The following is a 16,597-nucleotide window of genomic DNA, read 5'->3' as shown; positions in this document are numbered from 1 at the left end:
TTGGAGCCCCGCGATGACTGTCAGGAAGAAGGGGAGGTTTTGGTACGCGGATTCTCAACCCGAGATCCGCGACGTTCTCGTCGGGTACAGCACGAAGAATGGCTACCCGGCTACCCACTTCAAAGATGCCACTTGCGTCTGCGGCGGGAAGCTATTCAAGCTGAGCCTGGATGACGACGAGGGCGCCGCGGTCAGGACTTGCCCCGCCTGCGGCCACGAACACCCCGTCGGCGACAGCGAGGAATACCTGGAGGAAGCCACACTTGGAGAGTGTGATTGCCTCTGTGGTGGGAGAGTCTTCGAGATCACGGTAGGAGTTGCATTGCATGAAGATATCGAAGATGTGCGATGGATTTACATCGGTTGCCGCTGTCCGGAATGCGGTATTACCGGCTCCTATGGCGATTGGAAGAATGAATATCCTGGATATCAAGAGCTGTTAGACCACGTCTAGCACCCTGCGGCCGTTTCATACTGACGGAACTTCGATTCGAAACATTGATCCGTGGCAAGGCTATCTGTCATCTCTCTTGATTCACGAGTCGCGCGAGCGATGCTGGCGTTCCGGGCCCTCTCTCCACCTCGATGTTCCGGCGTTCGACTGAGATCTGACCGAGCCGCCCATCGCTTGGAGGATGATTTCATCGCGGGATCCGACCTCGGGCATCCTGCAATGTCGCAACGGACCCTCTTTTCCCTTGAATTCCAAATAACTTGCGACGATTTCGATCTGAACCATCACCCCATGTAATGCCTCTCATCACAGTTCAAATCTGACGGTTGTGGGAGAAATCGAAAAAATTCGTAGCAAATTGACAGGGCCGGGGCACTACCTTTCGGATGACGAGGCGAGAGGGGTGAAGGCATGGGGTTGAGACCGTCGAATAGCGTGGTTCAGGACCTGCGGACGCTCTTCGACCTCGGGGGGACGGCCCCCGAGACCGACGGGCACTTACTGGACCAGTTCCGTTGCGGCGAAGGGGCGGCCGCCGAGGCAGCCTTCACGGCGCTGGTGGGGCGACACGGGCCTATGGTCCTGCGCGTCTGTCGCAACGTCCTGAACGACGAACACGACGCCCAGGATGCCTTCCAGGCGACGTTCCTGGTCCTGGTACGGAAGGCTCAAACAGTGAGGAACCGGTCTTCGGTCGCAAGCTGGCTGCACGGCGTGGCCCACCGGGTCGCCCTCAAGGCGAGGGAAGATGCGGCGAGGCGGAAGTCCCACGAGCGCCGGGTCGCGGCGATGGTGAAGGAGTCGCAGGGAGACGACCTCGGCCGCCTCGACCTCGGGCTCCTCGCCGACCCCCTGGCGCTGGACGAGGAGATCCGAGGACTGCCTGAAAAGCATCGCGCGGCCATCGTCCTCTGCTATCTTGAAGGGCTCTCGCAAGACCAGGCCGCGGTGCTGCTCGGCTGGCCCTCGGGGACTCTCCGGGGCCGGCTCTCCCGGGCCCGCGAGCAACTGCGGACCCGCCTCATGCGTCGAGGCGTGGCGTTCTCGGCCGGGGCGATCGCGGCGGGAGAGACGGCCAGGGGGGCGTCGGCGGCGGTCGTGCCCCCCGCCCTGTTGAATGCGACGACGCGATCCGCACTGCTCGCCGCCTCGGGCAAGGCCGGAACTGGAGCGGCCTCGGCGACGGTCGCCGCCCTCGTCGATGGGACCGTGCGAGTCCTCACGTACGCCACCTGGTTCAAAGTGGCCGCGATTGCCTGCGGGATCGGGATCGTCGGGACCTCTGCCGCGAAGGTCGCCCAGAATCTCCCCACTCACGCGAACCAGGAGCGAGATCGACGCGACAACGGTGAGCGACCGACAAGGCTCCTGAAATCGATCCCTGAGGCCTCGACATTCGCAAATGCGACGGTCCAGGCCCCCACGTCGATTCCCTCGCCTCCGCCGGTGGATCAGGACCGCGAGCCGACGGCCTTCGCGGCACCGATGAACCGTATCGTCCTCGACGGCAAGCTCGACGACTGGCCGAAGGGGATGACCCGATACCCCATCACCCAATCCAACGGCCAGGGGGGCAGGAACCAGGCGATCGCCTTCGACAAGCTCGGGAGCGAGCAGACCGCCTATTTCAACGTTGGGTACAACCCCGACGATCAGCGGATCTACCTCGCCGTGGTCGTGCGCGACGAGATCCCGGTCGTCGGTCACACCGACCCCTGGTGTACCGACGCCGTCGAGGTCTTCCTGGACGGTCCCCGCACCATGAGGCATGTTCCCCTCGTGCTGGGGAAGGACGGGTTCTTCGACCTCCAGGCGGCGACGATGCCGGCCATGCAATACGGCGGCATCCCCGACCTCGGCTCGGTCTATGGCTACAAAGGGGAAAACGACAACCCTGCCCTCTTCTACGGGGATATCCACAAGACGAGGACCGCCATGGCATGGACCCGTGCCGACGGCGTCATCACCTATGAGTGGGCCATCCAGGCGTTCGACCGGTACCCCGACGAGCCCACGAAGCTGGAACCGGGAACGAGGATCGGGTTCGACGTCGCCGTCCTCGACCAGAACCTCCCCGATCTCCAGCCGAGGCGAACGCCCCCGGACGACGACCTGCTCCCGAGCTACACCTGCTGGGCTCCTTGCGGGGGAGGATTCAAGGGGGCCAACGCCGAACTCCTGGGAGACCTGATCTTCACCGGGCCGCGATGAAGGGCCCGGCGGGAACGAGGGCAAAACCAGGCTGATCCGCAGGGTCGTCGCCGTGTTAGGGCGACAACCCAGCCTGCCAAGAAATCGTCGCGAGTGAACTCCGCCATGCCCTCGGCTCGGCGGGAGCGGGGAACGTCCGTCCCTCATTTTGCTTGAGGTCAAGCTATGTTGCTGCGCTCATCCTTCGGCTCGTTCGGCGTCAGGATCGTCCTGAGCAAGCTCACGGGCGGGGCCATCGGCTCCATGGTCGCGATCCTCTGGCTCTGGTGGGTCGTGGCCCACGTCGGGCCGCAGACCGGCAACGTGCTGATCCACGTGACCGAGCCGGGCGTCGCGCTGAACCTCGACGGCAAGGTCTCGTACCTCGCGGACGTCACGGATACTCCCATCGCCTTCGACCTGCCCGCCGGGGACCACCGGCTCACCATGTATCGCGGCGAGGAGATCCTCTACACCGAGGCCTTCCGCCTGGCTCGCGGCGAGGAGCGGATCCTCACGGCCTGGCGACAGCCGATCCCCGGCCCGATTCAAGACTCGAAGCTGAAGCTCACCGGCCTCCCGAAGACCTATCCCTGACCACGCGGCCCCCTTTGAGATTTGCCAAGAACGAATGCACACAGCCTGAAACCGAGGGGAAGAAACTCCCCGAAAGCCGGGGGCAATGGGCGACGATGCCCGAACTCTCGACCCGCTCACAAGTCCGGATCGGGTTGACAGCATCCGACCGACCGTTAAAGTGTCGGCCCGAGTACTCGTACCTTCGTCCTACTGGCAGGGAGGCCGGCGGATGATTTCCCTCGAGAGAGGGCATTTGACGACCACGCACGATGCGGCCGTCAAGCTCGACCAACAGACCCGCGCATGGGACCATGAGCAGTCGGCCTATTCCCTGGCCGGTTCCGTGGGTGATCTGGTGCGCGTCCTTCGGGAGCAAGGGGACTACTGGGAACGGGTGCAGACCGGCCGATTGAGCCGGGTCAAGCGCCTGATCGCCAGGCTGGGGCAGCCCTTCTTCCGCCCGCAGATCCGCTACAACCTCCTGCTCGCCGAGGTCCTCGGCCGGGTCGAGTTCTCGCTCGCGGAGCTGAGGCGTGAGGCCGAGGCCCGTCGCTCGGAATCCGACTGAGCCCGAGGCAGACCAGCCCCTCCTTCGACCCAATGCCAGAGGCGGACCGACCCTCAATAAAAGGGCAGGTGCGTCGGGCGGACGCCCCGTTCCGCCCGGACAGGAATCGCCCCAACGAACGACGCGTGAGGAAGCCCCCGACCATGCCGACCGATCCGCACGGACAACGCCCCCTGGTCTCGGTCATCGTCAGCACGGCCAATCGCCCGGCACCCTACGTCCAGCGGCTCTTCCAGCGGCTCCGTGACCAGTCGTATCGGCCCCTCGAACTCGTCCTCGTCCTGGGCCCCTGCCCGGCCGACATGAAGGAGTTCGCCGACGGCCTGGCCGACGTCAAGGTCCGGCACATCCCCGAGCTGAACCTTGCGTATTCGCGCAACGTCGGCATCGGCATGGCCTCGGGCGAGATCCTCGCGTTCATCGACGACGACGCCGAACCGAGCTACCTCTGGCTCCACGAGCTGGTCGAGGCCTTCGAGCGCGAGGGGCCCTCCTGCGGCGGGGTCGGCGGCTCGACGATCCACGCGAACGCCCAGCCCGCGCCTCTGATGCAGAACCGCAACGCGATCGTCAGCGAGACGGGGGATGCGCACAACCACGTCCGCCTCGAGCCCGGCGACCAGAACTCGCCCGAAGGCCCCTGGTTCAACCGGCTCCACGGCTGCAACATGGCCTTCCGCCGCACCGCCATCGAGGCGATAGGCGGGTTCGACGCCAACTTCATCTACCAGCACGAAGAGACCGACCTCTGCGTCCGGATGATCCGCGCCGGCTATCGGATCGTGCATCACCCCAGGGCCTACGTCGACCACTTCCCCGCGTCGAGCCATTTCCGCAAGAACGGCTACGACATCAGTTATTTCAATATCCTCCGCAGTTACACGTATTTTGCCATCAAGCATACAAAGACGTCGTACCTCTACACGTCGGCACGCGTCTTCCGCTCGCTCGTGGCCTACTGGAAGTGGTTCGTCATCTGGACCCTGACCTTCAAGATCAAGCCCTGGGACGCCGCCCGGTTCCTCAAGCAGTGGCTCGATGGCTACTCCAAGGGCCTCCGGCTCGGCTGGCGTTATCGCAGCGGCAAGATCGAGCAGGCCCCGCTCCAGGCCGCACCGACGCGAGAATTCCTCAACCTCCGGTCTATGCCGACCTGGCAGGCTCCCGCCTCCACCGAAGGCCGAGGCCTCAAAATCGCCCTGATCTGCGGCGAGTTCGGCGGCTCCTCTCCTGGTGGGATCGCCGTTTACACCGAGTATCTCGCGGAAGGCCTGGCGCGGCAGGGTCACGAGGTCGTGGTGCTTCGCGGCGGCTATGGCCCCGGGAACACGAAGCCGAGCGACTATCAGGTCGTCGGCATCCCGCACGACTCCGACAAGCCCTTCTCCCTCTCGGTCCTGCGCTGGCTGCGTTCCGTGCAGGATCAGATGCAATTCGATGTGGTCGAGGCTCCCCTCTGGAACGGCGAAGGGGCAGCGGTCGGCGTGAGTGGGTTCGCCCCGTTGGTTGTAAGGCTCGAGACCCCATCGGAGGTCATCCGCCAGATCTCCGGCCTGCCGCTCGACGCCGGCATGGTCGGCGGGATCGCGGCCGAACGGCTCGAGTTGAGCTACGCGTCGGGCGTCATCGCCATCAGCCGGGCGATCGCGAAGACCATCGAGGATGTCTACGACGCCAAGCTCGACAACCACGCGAGGCAGTCCACCGTCATCCCGATCGGCCTCCCCGACGCCGACGAGCTTCCCCGCGAGCCGCTCGAGCCCCTCGACCCGCATTGCGTGAGGATGCTCTACGTCGGCCGGCTCGAGGCGCGCAAGGGGATCCTGGAATTAGGCCGGGCCTTCGCCCAGGCGGCTCAGCGGGATGCCGGCCTCGTCCTCTGGCTCGCCGGCTCCGACAACAGCGACTCCGACGGGCACAAGGGCCGGGCCGGCAAGACGTACGTCGAGACCCTCAAGGAACTCTGGGGCCCCGAGCTCTCGAAGCGAGTCCGGTTCCTGGGTCGCGTCTCGGACGGGATGAAGACGTCGTTGATCGAGCAATGCGACATCTTCGTCGCCCCTTCGCTCTACGAGTCCTTCGGCATCGTCTTCCTCGAGGCCATGCGGCTGGGCAAGCCGGTCATCGGCACGAAGACCGGCGGCATCCCCGAGATCGTCCTCGACGGCGACACGGGCCTGCTCGTCACGCCCGGCGATTCCGTCGAGCTCGGCAGAGCCATCACGACTCTCGGCGGCAGCCCGGTCCTCCGCTCCCGGATGGGAGTCAGCGGCCGCGAGCGTTTCCTCGCCCACTTCACCGTCGATGAGTTCGCGAGGCGCTCGGAACTCTTCTACCGCGAAGTCATCGCCCGCTGGCAAGGCACGCGTTTCGCCGAGCCCGCCGCCACCGATGCACCCGCGAAGGATAGTTCGAGAGCGGCCTGAGCTTCGGTTCGCTCCAATCAAAACGTGAACGATACAAGGGCCTGCCGCTTCGCCTGAAGCGGCAGGCCCTTGTTGCATGGCATTAGCCAAGGGGATTACGTCAGTACAACAGTCAACTGTTGTTGACCATCGTCACGGTGATCCCGCTCGTCACGCCGATCCTGGCCTTGCTCCCGCCATTGGGGAGCACGCTCAGGATGAGGTTCAGGGTCCGGAACGAGCCGAACGAGCTGTTGAGGATGGTGGGGATCACCAGGGTGGCTGTCGCGGCGTTGGCGGCGAAATCCACGGTGGCGATGTTGCCATTGCCGAAGGGGGCGAAGTCCACACCCGATCGCGCCGTCCCGCCGGCCGCGAGCGAGACGAGCACGCTCGCCGCGCTCGTCAGGTCGCCGTGGCGGACGAGGTTGATCACGGAGGGAGCCCCCGCCCTGACGACCAACGAGCCGGAGAACTCGACGTTGGGGATGGTCGCCTCGGCGGCACCGAGATCGGGCACGCCGTCGCGCGGGTTGTCGTCGATGTCGACCGTGTTCGACGATCCCCTCGCCCCGTTGATGGCCGGATTGGGCGTGGTGGTGACGAGGTGATAGTTGTAATTGGGTGCGTAAGGCGCCTGGAAGATGCTCGGCGTGGTGCTCGACGGGTTCGCCGTGATCACGGTGTTGAGCCCGTTGACGCCGTTCCGCGTGACGCCGGTGAGGCTCTTGTTGTTCCAGGAGAGGACCCGGCTCAGGTTCACCTGGCTGGAGCCTTGCAAGACCTCAATGGCCCCGCCCCGGCTGCCGTTTTCATCGGAGATGATGCTATCGATGATGTTGACGACCGAAGGGGTCGGCACGCCGTAGTCGACCGCGATCAACGCCTGGCCGAACTCAAGCCTGGGGTCGATGCTGTTGTTGCCGATCGTGTCCTGGTTCAGGACGAGCGGGACTCCCTGGACCCAGATCCCGCCGCCGCCGCCGCCGAGGTTGGCGTTGCCGCCGGCGCCCACGACCACCGTGTTGCCCGCGATGACCGAGTTCGTCACGTTGCTGATGGCACTCCCCGTGTATCGGGTCAGGTAGATCCCGCCGCCGCCTCCGCCGCCGGCCGAGCCGTTCGTGGTCGAGCTGCCCGTGGCCGCGGCGTTGCCGACGACGTACGACTGCCGCATCAGGAAGGCCGCACTGTTGGTCTCGATGGCCCCGCCCGCGCCCATCCCGCCGGTGCCGCCGTTGCCGCCCCAGGCCTGGTTGTTATTGATGTACGAGCCCGTGAAGCTCAGGATCACGTCGGCCCCCTCGCCGTAGAAGGCGCCGCCGTAGCCGCTGCCCCCCTGGCTGTTGGCCGTGTTGGCGGCGTTGCCCGCCAGGGCGAGGTTGTTGTACGCGGTCGTGTCGAAGAGTGCCACCGCGCTGTCGCTGATCGCCGACAGGGCCCCGCCGAGCGCGTCGGCCGTCACGCCATTCAGCGAGCCCGACCCCGCGCCGTCGCCGGCGTTCGCGACGTTGTTGGCGAAAATCAGCTTGGACGCGAGCACGTTCGAGTTGTCGACGAAGACCGCGCCGCCGAGCGCGTTGCCGCCGACCACCGACCCGTTCGCCCCGATCGCCTGGTTGCCGACGAAGACGTCGTTATTGAAGAAGCTGCCGGCGACGTGCCGCAGGGCGATGGCCCCGCCCGCACCCCTCGCCCCCTCGGAGGCTCCCGACGGGCTGCCGATGGCGATGTTGTTGATGAAGACGAGGTTGCTGAACGCCCAGGGGGCCACCTGGTTCTGCGCCGAGGGGTCTCCCATGTCGACGAAGATCCCCCCGCCGAACCCGTACGTCGCGTCGAGCCCCCCGCGCTTGGGGATGCCGGTCGCCACGCAGTTCTGGATGATGAAGCCGTCGAGGTTCATGCTCGTCAGGGAACTCGTCCCCAGCGCGAAGATCCCGCGATACCTCCCTTGCCCATCGATGACCGTCGGATTGTCCTTGGGATCGGCCACGTCCCAGTTATTCGTGGAATACCCGCCCAGGATGCTGATCTGCTTGCCGAACATCGCGATCACCGCGGTCGTGCCCAGGACCCCCGAGTAGCTCTGCTGACCCCGAGGCCCGAACTTGTCCGCGGTCGAGCTATACGTGTAGACCCCCGACGCCACCCGGATCTGGTCCCCCGAGTTCGCCGCCGTGACGGCCTCCTGAATGTTCTTGAACGGGCTCGCGATCGAGCCAGGACCCGAGTCCGATCCCGAAGGAGCCACGTACAGGACGGCCATCAGGGCTCGGTCTTCCAGCCCCTCGAATGTCAGGCGTCGTCCATCGCCCAGCGATGGGGCCAGCGGCCTCGTCCTTCGATGTCGATTCGAGGCGGATTTCTTCAGGAAAATCATGGGCGTGGTACCTCCCGACGACCCCGGGCCGGGGTCGCGGCCGGCTAGGCGCGCACCGGTGGCGATCAAGGATGAAGGTGTATCTTCTTGATGGCAGAAACATCTCGCGGAAGAGTCGACCGTGACGAAGTCTCGCACGCGTCCTTTGTGGGGGAAATCATTGCAAAAGAGAGGCCAACAAACCGAAATTTCCACCAAATCCAACAAAGGCAGCGAAACCATTACAGTTTAGCATAGGCGAGACCGATGCGCGGGGATGTCCGCGGGCTTTTCGGACGGTTATGGCCTCTCGACAACATCGTCGCGCCCGGGATCGATCCGAAGCCGGCTCGACCGGCCGGTATCATATTCTGAATTGAAGATTCATATGGACGTCATGAATTGCACACGGCCATGAAGCCTAATCATATTGGTCGTGAAATGGGTCTCGAGTCAACTGGGCGGCCAAGGCTGCGAGCAGTGACCTTCCCGATCGAGCTTGATTTGCGCACGCGATTGAAGCCCGAGAGGTCGCCAGCCGAAAATCCGCGTCGGACCGAGTCTGACACGCGGGGCCGTTGAGCCCGCTCGTGCCCGGGGCCGACGTCGGCATTCGAACTCGCAGCACCAACCCGCCAGGCCCCACCGGCACCGGCCTTCTCGGGATCCGCGATTTCTGATAAACCCTTCTGGAATCCGCGAGCCAAGGGTCAGAGTGGGGCTCCCCTCGGCAAGGACGTCAACAAGGGGTCTTCGATCATGCGGCTGGGAGTCGACCTGCACGCCATCCAGGCGCCGAGCTGCCGTGGGCGCGGGATCGGACGCTACGCGAAGTCGCTGCTCCTCGCCTTGTTGCACGAGACCAGGGGCTGGGATTTCGTCTTCTACTATCGCGCCGACTTGCTCCTGGACTGGGACGAGAGCCAGGACACCCGGTTCGTGGAGTGGGTCGCGGTCGAGCCCGACCCTGACGACCACGTCGACGGCACGCTCCAGCAACTCGTCCAGCGCAACCCCCACGGGCTCGACTGGTTGCTCGAGCTGAACCCGGTCGTCGAGCGTCGAGGGTTCGCGATCCCCGAGCCGGTCCCGCACGGCCCTCGGCTTGCGTCGGTCGTCTACGACTTCATCCCCTCGCTCTTCCCCCGGCACTATCTCGCCGACCCGCGGGTCTCGCACGAGTACTTCCGCGACCTCCGTCGGCTCCAGACTTACGACCTCTTGCTGGCCATCTCCGAGGCCACGTCGCGCGACACGCGGCGGATCTTCTCGGTCCCCGAGCGCAGGATCGCCAACATCCAGGCCGCGACCGACCCGGAGCTTTTCCGCCCGCCCGCTCCCGGTTCTCACGAGGCCGAGGACGACGACCTCGTGCTCGCCCGACACCGGATCACGAAGCCGTTCCTGTATTACCTGGGCAACGTCGACTGGCGCAAGAACACCATCGGCCTCATCGACGTCTTCGCGCTCCTGCCGGCGGACCTCAGGCGCAAGCATCAGCTCGTGCTCACCTGCCAGAATAACGCCTGGTACCTCGAACAGTTGCGCGGGCGCATCGAGCACTACGGCCTGGAAGGGAGCGTGGTGCTGACCGGCCCCGCGAGCGACGAGGCTGTCCTTGCCTTCTATCGAAGGGCCGAGCTCTTCCTCTGCCCGTCGTTTTACGAAGGCTTCGGCCTCCCGATCCTCGAGGCGATGCGCTGCGGCGCGGCGGTCGTCGCCGCCGACAACTCGTCGCAGCCCGAGGTCGTCGGCTCCGCCGGCCTGCTCGCGAAGACGGGCGACCCGGCCGACTGGGCCGAAAAGGTGACGAGCCTCCTCCGCGATCCGGATCGGCTCGCCGAGCTGCGCAAGGCGGCCCTCGAGCAGGCCTCGCGGTTCACCTGGGAATCGTCCGCGCGTCGGCTCAGGGACGCCGTCGAGGCCGCCTCCGAGGTCGAGTCCGCTCCCGTCGGTCGCACGCCGAGGGGGATCGTCCCGTACCCGTCTCCCGCCCGCGACGGGTTCGACCCCCGCTCGTCCGCGCTCTTCCAGCAGCTCTGCGAGTCGTGGGATCCGGTCGTCTTCTTCGACGCCGAGCGTGCGGCCGAGCTCCCCCCTTGCCCGATGCAGCATTCCTGGCACGACAAGAAGGTCATGGCGAGGATCGGCCCCATCGTCGGGAACCCCAGCCTGCTCTACATGGTCGACTCGCTGCACGACCTGACGACGCTCCTCGACGACCTGCGCCGGTTCCCCGGCGTCGTGGCGTTCACCAACCCTGGCATCGCGAGCTGGCGAGACTTCGTGCAAGGCCAGGACTCGGCCGAGGACCTCGAGCCCCGGCTCGAGTTCGACCTGATCCAGCTCGTGCATCTTGCGCGGGGGATCGCCTGCCACTCCGAATGGCTCTATAGCAACCTTAACACCTACAACCACAGCGACCGGGCCGCGCCGATCCACCTCGTCGCGTCGCCGAGAGCGCCGGGCGAAGCCGCGACGGCCATCGACGCCGAGGCCGTCTACGCCAGGTTACTCCGGGCCTCTTGAAGAATCCGAAGTGGAGGTGACCCTTGATCGCCGGCCTGCTGAAACTCGCCCTGCGCCCCTTCGCCCGACTCTCGGCCCCGCTCCGTCGCGCCCTGATCCGACGGTTCGACGCCCGGGTCAACCACGTCTTCCAGCTCGCGCTCGAGCCGACCCGCGCCGAGTTGCACCAGCTCAACGAGAAGATGGACCGCTTCCTCGAGATCAGCAGCAGCCCCGGCGCCCTCAAGGACTTCGCCGACCAGGCCGAGGCCATCCGCGCGATCCGGGCCATTCAGCACGACTGCGACCTGATCCGCGAGATGAACCCGATGCTCAACAGCGTCCTGCGCGACCTGATGCGGCTCCAGCTCCGCTACGAGGAGCTGACCTGGCGCCTCGACGACCGCTCCCCGGCCCGCGAACCCTCCGCGCCCGAGACCCTGCCGATCGCCGGCCACCTCCGCATCAGCGACCCCACCGGCCCCTTCCGCTCGGGAAAGAGCTGACGGCCCCGGCCGGGCCGGCCTCCTCGGCGGAAGCCATCCGCCTCTCGTGACATCCGAAGCTCGGATCCGGACGGACTCCATCACGCACCTCGCTATTACAATCGCCCCCCCCTCGCTAATTACACTCCGCCGCACTTTCCCTTATTCCAATCGTCGGAAACCTCCCGGGCTCATCTCTCACGCTTTGAAGGCAAATCCGTCGCAATCGTCAAAATCGGAGCACGCCTCCAGGCCCACCCTCCGCGAATTTCCATCGCGGTCCGGTTTTTCCTTGACCTGTTTTTTCGTTCATTCTATATTTCCGTTCATGAGGAACGGACCAACAGCGGTTGGACATCTCGACGCCGAGTGTTTCTATGTGTCGGCGGAACGCGTGCGTGATCCGTTTCTGCGAGGCAAGCCGGTGGGGGTGCTGGGCAATCAAGGGGCCTGCGTCATCGCCAAGAGCTACGAGATGAAGGCGGCGGGGGTGAAGACCGGCGAGCCGATCTGGGAGGCGGTCGTCAAATGCCCGGAAGGGATCTACGTCAAGCGAGACTTCCACTGGTACGAGGCCGTGAGCCGGAGGATGCTCGACATCACCCGGGAGCTGTCCCCCCGGGTCGAGTACTACTCGATCGACGAGTTCTTCTTCCTGGCGGCGCCCCGGCCCGGGCAGACGTTCGAAGCCCTGGCCGAGTCGATCCGCGACCGGATCCGCGAGGAGGCCGAGATCCCCGTCCGGGTCGGGATCGCGCGCACGAGGGCCCTGGCCAAGCTGATCTCGGACTCGACCGAGCGCTCGGGCGTGAAGGTGGTCATGGACACTGAGGGGGAGGAGACGCTCCTGGCGAGCCTGCCGGTCACCGAGGTCTCGGGGATCGCCGGCCGACGCGCGGCGAAGCTGACCGCGTGGGGGATCCAGACCTGCCTCGACTTCGCCCGCGCCGACCGGAGGTTGATCCGCGAGCTGCTGACGGCCACCGGCGAGAAACTCTGGTGGGAGCTCAACGGCGACCCCGTCGAGCCGATCCAGCCCCGGCGCCCGGCCCACAAGATGCTCTCCAGGGGCGGGAGCCTCGGTGGGAGCGCGACCGACCCGGAGACCCTCCACGCCTGGCTCGTCCGCAACCTCGAGCGGCTCGTCGAGGAGCTCGAGTATTATGGCGTCCTCGCCGGCAAGGTGACCGTCTTCCTGAGCTACAGGGACGGCCAGCCGGGGTCGTCCTATGCGAACCTGGCCGTCCCCAGCGACCGGTTCGACACCCTGCTGGAGGCCCTCGGCCCCTGCCTGGACCGGGCCTGGAGGCCCCACTCGACCGCCACACATATGCACCTCGTCGCCGCCGACCTGACCCCGGCCCATCACGCGCCGCTCGGCTTGTTCGACCCGCCCGACGAGCGTGGCAAGGTCCTCTCGCGGCTCAAGCGCGAGGTCAACGCCCGCCACGGCCGGTTCATCCTCCGCAGCGCGGCCACCTTGCCGATCAACGACATCTACCACGACACGGCCAGCGACTACGACATCGGCGACATCCGCGGCAAGTTCTGCTTCTAAACGCAAGTGCAGAATGGATTATAATATCTGTTAAATCGAATTTTAAATAAATAAAATTGTGAAAAATCGAAGATACGAATATTCATCGTTCTCGGAACGAGACCGGCGGGGGACCACGTCCGGAGACCCATGTGTGTTGGAATAGCGCTGGCATGGAGCGAGTTGCCCATGGATTTGATCGGGCACTACGGGCTGGATCGCATCGTCCATGAGCGAGGGGGCGAGCGGGAGTTCCGGTTCCTCTACCGGGATCGTCGGCCGAGGCTGCCGGTCTTGCGCGACGGCCGGATCCAACTCGTGCGCTGGGGGAACGGCCGGGGCCAGAGCCGGTTCCTGCCCCGCACGGGCTGGACCTGGCGATCGTCGATCGACGAGGGCATCTGGCGCAACACGGACGCGGTCGAGGTGGAGATCCCGGCCACGCTGGTTCTCGACCGGGCGGTCTGGTTCCGGATCCACCAGGGGATCCGCGGCCTGCTCGTACCCGACGAGCACGGTAAGGCCGTCGTGTATGTGGTCTGCATGCCGTCGACCCACTACTACCAGGTCATGACGCGCTCGCCGCGCATGCCCATGCTGATCAACCAGCAAATCTGAGTCGAGCCGGAGGGCCGCCCGCCGTCCGTCGACACGAAGCGCCAGGCGAAGGATCAACGATGAGCCACAAGCCGGAGAGCATCAAGGGCCGGGGCGCGGCCGACAACCCGCCCAATCGGTTCGAATCGACCTGGCACGAGATCGACCCGGACTCGATCGATCCGTACGACGACGAGACCCCCTCGCCGCGGACACAGTTCATCCGCGACTCGACCCGCTCGATCATCGCCACCAACGACAGCCCCGACATCGGTTTCGACGCCAGCATCAACCCCTATCGCGGATGTGAACACGGCTGCATCTATTGCTACGCCCGCCCGACCCACGAGTATCTGGGGTTATCGGCAGGCCTCGACTTCGAAACCAAGATCCTCGTCAAGGAGGAGGCCCCCGAACTTCTCCGCGCGGCCCTGTCCTCGCCGAAGTGGGTGCCCAAAACCCTGGCGATCAGCGGCGTGACCGACGCCTATCAGCCGATCGAGCGCAAGCTGCGGCTGACGCGACGCTGCCTGGAGGTCCTCGCCGAATTCCGCAACCCGGTGGGGATCGTCACCAAGAACAGGCTCGTCGCTCGCGACGCCGACGTCCTGGCCGAACTGGCCGAGCATCGGGCCGCGACGGTTTACATCTCGGTGACGACGCTCGACCCCGCCTTCGCGAGGAAGCTCGAGCCGAGGACGTCCCCCCCTGCCCTCCGCCTCGCGGCGATCGAGGCCCTCGCCGCGGCCAGGGTCCCCGTCGGCGTCCTGACCGCCCCCATCATCCCCGGCCTGAACGACCACGAGATCCCCGCGATCCTGGAATCCGCCGTCCAGGCCGGCGCGAGGTTCGCCAGCTATACCCTGATCCGCCTCCCCCTGGCCGTCGCCCCGCTTTTCGAAGACTGGCTCGACCGCCACGCCCCCGACCGCAAGGAAAAGGTCCTGCACCGGATCCGCGAGATCCGCGGCGGCAAGCTCAACGACCCCCGCTTCGGCTCCCGGATGCGAGGCCAGGGCCAGTTCGCCTCGATGATCCAGCAAATCTTCCTCGCCGGCTGCCGCAAAGCCGGCCTCAAAGGCGACCGCCCCTCCATGACCGCCGACGCCTTCCGCCGCCCAGGAGAGAACCAGATGAAGCTGTTTGATTAGTTTAGACGAACGTCCATCAAGGCTGTGAGCGTCGGTTCGCTGGAAATCGGATACGAACCGAAAAAGCTCATAAGGCGTATGTGGGGTGAAAACGATTGTTTTGGTTGCCAAAGGAAATTGGCGAATAGTGAGGAGTGACAGTTATGTCAGAAGAACTCATTGCCATTCTCTCCACCGATTTGACCGCTCTTGATGATACTCAAGCGATTGAGCTTACTGGCAAGCTGATCGATTTAGCGGCCAAGATGTCGAATGAGAAAGGACTTCTAATTGCTATGGAGTGGTGTACCGCAACCCTCGCAAGGATTTCGGATCCAGTTAAAACAGCTACTCTGTATTACTTTGAAGCAAACGCTTGGGACGCTATGGCCAGGGTACGGGCGAAGGAGGTATCTGTTTCATTCCACTGGGCTGGCCCGGTGACCTTATGCCAAGAAAAGGAGTTAATAAGCCTACGGCGCGCGAAGAATAGCGAAGGGTTTGAGAAACTCAACCCTATCAGGCGTTGTCAGATCCTAACCAACTTAGGAAACCTACTCGACCACGTTGGGCGATTTAGCGAAGCGATAGAATGCTTCGACCTTGCATTGGCTATCGAACCAAAATTTGGTATGGCATGGGGAAATCGAGGTATAGCCCTAACCCATTACTCTCAGGTTCTTCCACATATTCCACATCCACCTGGACTTTGTGCTACCATCGCATTTTCAAAGGCAGCTGAAGATAGTTTGCAGACTGCGCTTCAATTGCAGTTAGAAGGAAATTCGTTCGAGAATTTTCAGACCTATGTCCAGGCATTGATCCAGAGGAACACGGCCACGAAGGAAAAATTAGCCGATCTCGATTCAATTGATCTTGGAAGTAGTGATGCCGAACGAGAATATAGGCAATGGGCATTGGTCCATCGGCTATTCTTGAATCCGCTAAATGATCTCGGTTCGGTGACTACAGCTGCTGCTGATGTACTGTACCTACCCCAAATCACCGTTTCCTTAGGCATAGGGCCATACTTCGAGAGCTTTTTCAATCAAATCAAACAAGAGTTTGTCTCTGCTCGCTACCTTCTTTTCGAGGGAGTTACGCAGCGTTGCCCGCACTTCTCCGATTCCAGAGTCTCTCTCGCCGACACAGAAGATTACCCGATTTTTGGGTTGGCTGGAGAGAAGATCAAACTTGCTTTGCGCTCTGCCTATTCACTTTTCGATAAGATGGTATTCTTTCTTAATTATTATCTTTCGCTCGGTATTCCAGCACGCAACATCAGCTTCCGTCGTTTCTGGTATCAATCAGAAAACGCCCAAAAGCCACTGAAGCTCCAAATCGAGGGTTCTAACAATTGGGCACTCCGTGGTTTGTATTGGATGGCAAAGGATCTACACAACAGCGGTGCGGAATTCCAGGACGCAACGGAGCCGGATGCCCGTGAGCTCGACGTTACACGGAACCACGCCGAACATAAATTCCTGGCCATTCACGATGACAAATGGCCTGAACTGGAATTCTATCGAAACCCACCGACAACACTACCGGATGGAGCCTACTTTGCAATTGGGCGCCAAGTATTGATCGCTCGCTCAGTGCGCGTCATGAAGTTGGCGCGGTCAGCTCTAATCTACCTCGCTTATGCTGTTTTTATTGAAGAAATGCGCAAACGAAAAGAAAAAAGGTATCACAAAGAAGTGTTTGAAACGAAAATGTGTTATATTGATGACGACGATAAGCCTGGTATGATAATCGGCGATTGACAGCACATGAACAGCG

At 63.7% G+C, this 16,597-nt stretch carries 12 protein-coding genes; 11 read left to right on the top strand and 1 reads right to left on the bottom strand.

The window, feature by feature from the left end:
• The first annotated feature begins 13 nt into the window (after window positions 1–13).
• From ACOYYX_RS08310 to ACOYYX_RS08290, 5 genes are all read left to right on the top strand, one after another.
• Window positions 14–454 carry a hypothetical protein gene (locus ACOYYX_RS08310; RefSeq protein WP_422929463.1) on the top strand — a complete coding sequence of 147 codons (441 nt, stop codon included), beginning with the start codon at window positions 14–16 and terminating at the stop codon, window positions 452–454.
• A 411-nt stretch (window positions 455–865) separates the two neighbouring features.
• The gene (locus ACOYYX_RS08305; protein ID WP_422929462.1) at window positions 866–2,665 is read left to right on the top strand and encodes a sigma-70 family RNA polymerase sigma factor; all 1,800 of its coding nucleotides are present in this window, start codon (window positions 866–868) and stop codon (window positions 2,663–2,665) included.
• Between the two features lie 165 nt (window positions 2,666–2,830).
• Entirely contained in the window at window positions 2,831–3,241 is a 411-nt protein-coding gene (locus ACOYYX_RS08300) for a hypothetical protein (RefSeq protein ID WP_422929461.1), read from the top strand.
• Between the two features lie 211 nt (window positions 3,242–3,452).
• Complete coding sequence (locus ACOYYX_RS08295) at window positions 3,453–3,791, top strand: hypothetical protein (protein WP_422929460.1); 339 nt, start codon at window positions 3,453–3,455, stop codon at window positions 3,789–3,791.
• 143 nt (window positions 3,792–3,934) lie between these two features.
• The gene (locus ACOYYX_RS08290; RefSeq protein WP_422929459.1) at window positions 3,935–6,217 is read left to right on the top strand and encodes a glycosyltransferase; all 2,283 of its coding nucleotides are present in this window, start codon (window positions 3,935–3,937) and stop codon (window positions 6,215–6,217) included.
• A 112-nt stretch (window positions 6,218–6,329) separates the two neighbouring features.
• Here the strand turns inward: ACOYYX_RS08290 and ACOYYX_RS08285 are convergent, their stop codons facing one another.
• A complete protein-coding gene (locus ACOYYX_RS08285) occupies window positions 6,330–8,579 on the bottom strand; it encodes a hypothetical protein (RefSeq protein ID WP_422929458.1) in 2,250 nt (749 codons plus the stop codon).
• Window positions 8,580–9,317: 738 nt separating this feature from the next.
• Here ACOYYX_RS08285 and ACOYYX_RS08280 point away from each other — a divergent pair.
• The 6 genes from ACOYYX_RS08280 to ACOYYX_RS08255 all read left to right on the top strand — a co-directional run bounded on the left by ACOYYX_RS08280 (window position 9,318) and on the right by ACOYYX_RS08255 (window position 16,581).
• Window positions 9,318–11,087 (top strand): glycosyltransferase family 4 protein, encoded by a 1,770-nt coding sequence (locus ACOYYX_RS08280; protein ID WP_422929457.1) that lies wholly within the window; start codon window positions 9,318–9,320, stop codon window positions 11,085–11,087.
• A gap of 23 nt (window positions 11,088–11,110) precedes the next feature.
• Complete coding sequence (locus ACOYYX_RS08275) at window positions 11,111–11,572, top strand: hypothetical protein (protein WP_422929456.1); 462 nt, start codon at window positions 11,111–11,113, stop codon at window positions 11,570–11,572.
• A 373-nt stretch (window positions 11,573–11,945) separates the two neighbouring features.
• A complete protein-coding gene (locus tag ACOYYX_RS08270) occupies window positions 11,946–13,109 on the top strand; it encodes a DNA polymerase Y family protein (protein WP_422929455.1) in 1,164 nt (387 codons plus the stop codon).
• Between the two features lie 168 nt (window positions 13,110–13,277).
• Window positions 13,278–13,706 carry a hypothetical protein gene (locus ACOYYX_RS08265; RefSeq protein WP_422929454.1) on the top strand — a complete coding sequence of 143 codons (429 nt, stop codon included), beginning with the start codon at window positions 13,278–13,280 and terminating at the stop codon, window positions 13,704–13,706.
• Between the two features lie 59 nt (window positions 13,707–13,765).
• Window positions 13,766–14,836: a PA0069 family radical SAM protein gene (locus ACOYYX_RS08260; RefSeq protein ID WP_422929453.1), complete on the top strand. Its 1,071-nt coding sequence runs from the start codon at window positions 13,766–13,768 to the stop codon at window positions 14,834–14,836.
• Window positions 14,837–14,979: 143 nt separating this feature from the next.
• Complete coding sequence (locus ACOYYX_RS08255) at window positions 14,980–16,581, top strand: LA2681 family HEPN domain-containing protein (RefSeq protein WP_422929452.1); 1,602 nt, start codon at window positions 14,980–14,982, stop codon at window positions 16,579–16,581.
• Window positions 16,582–16,597: the final 16 nt, after the last annotated feature.

It is taken from the genome of Singulisphaera chitinilytica (assembly GCF_049331405.1).
GTDB lineage: Bacteria > Planctomycetota > Planctomycetia > Isosphaerales > Isosphaeraceae > PoT.
The sequence above is the reverse complement of the archived record's forward strand: the minus strand, read 5'-3'. Positions and strand labels throughout refer to the sequence as shown.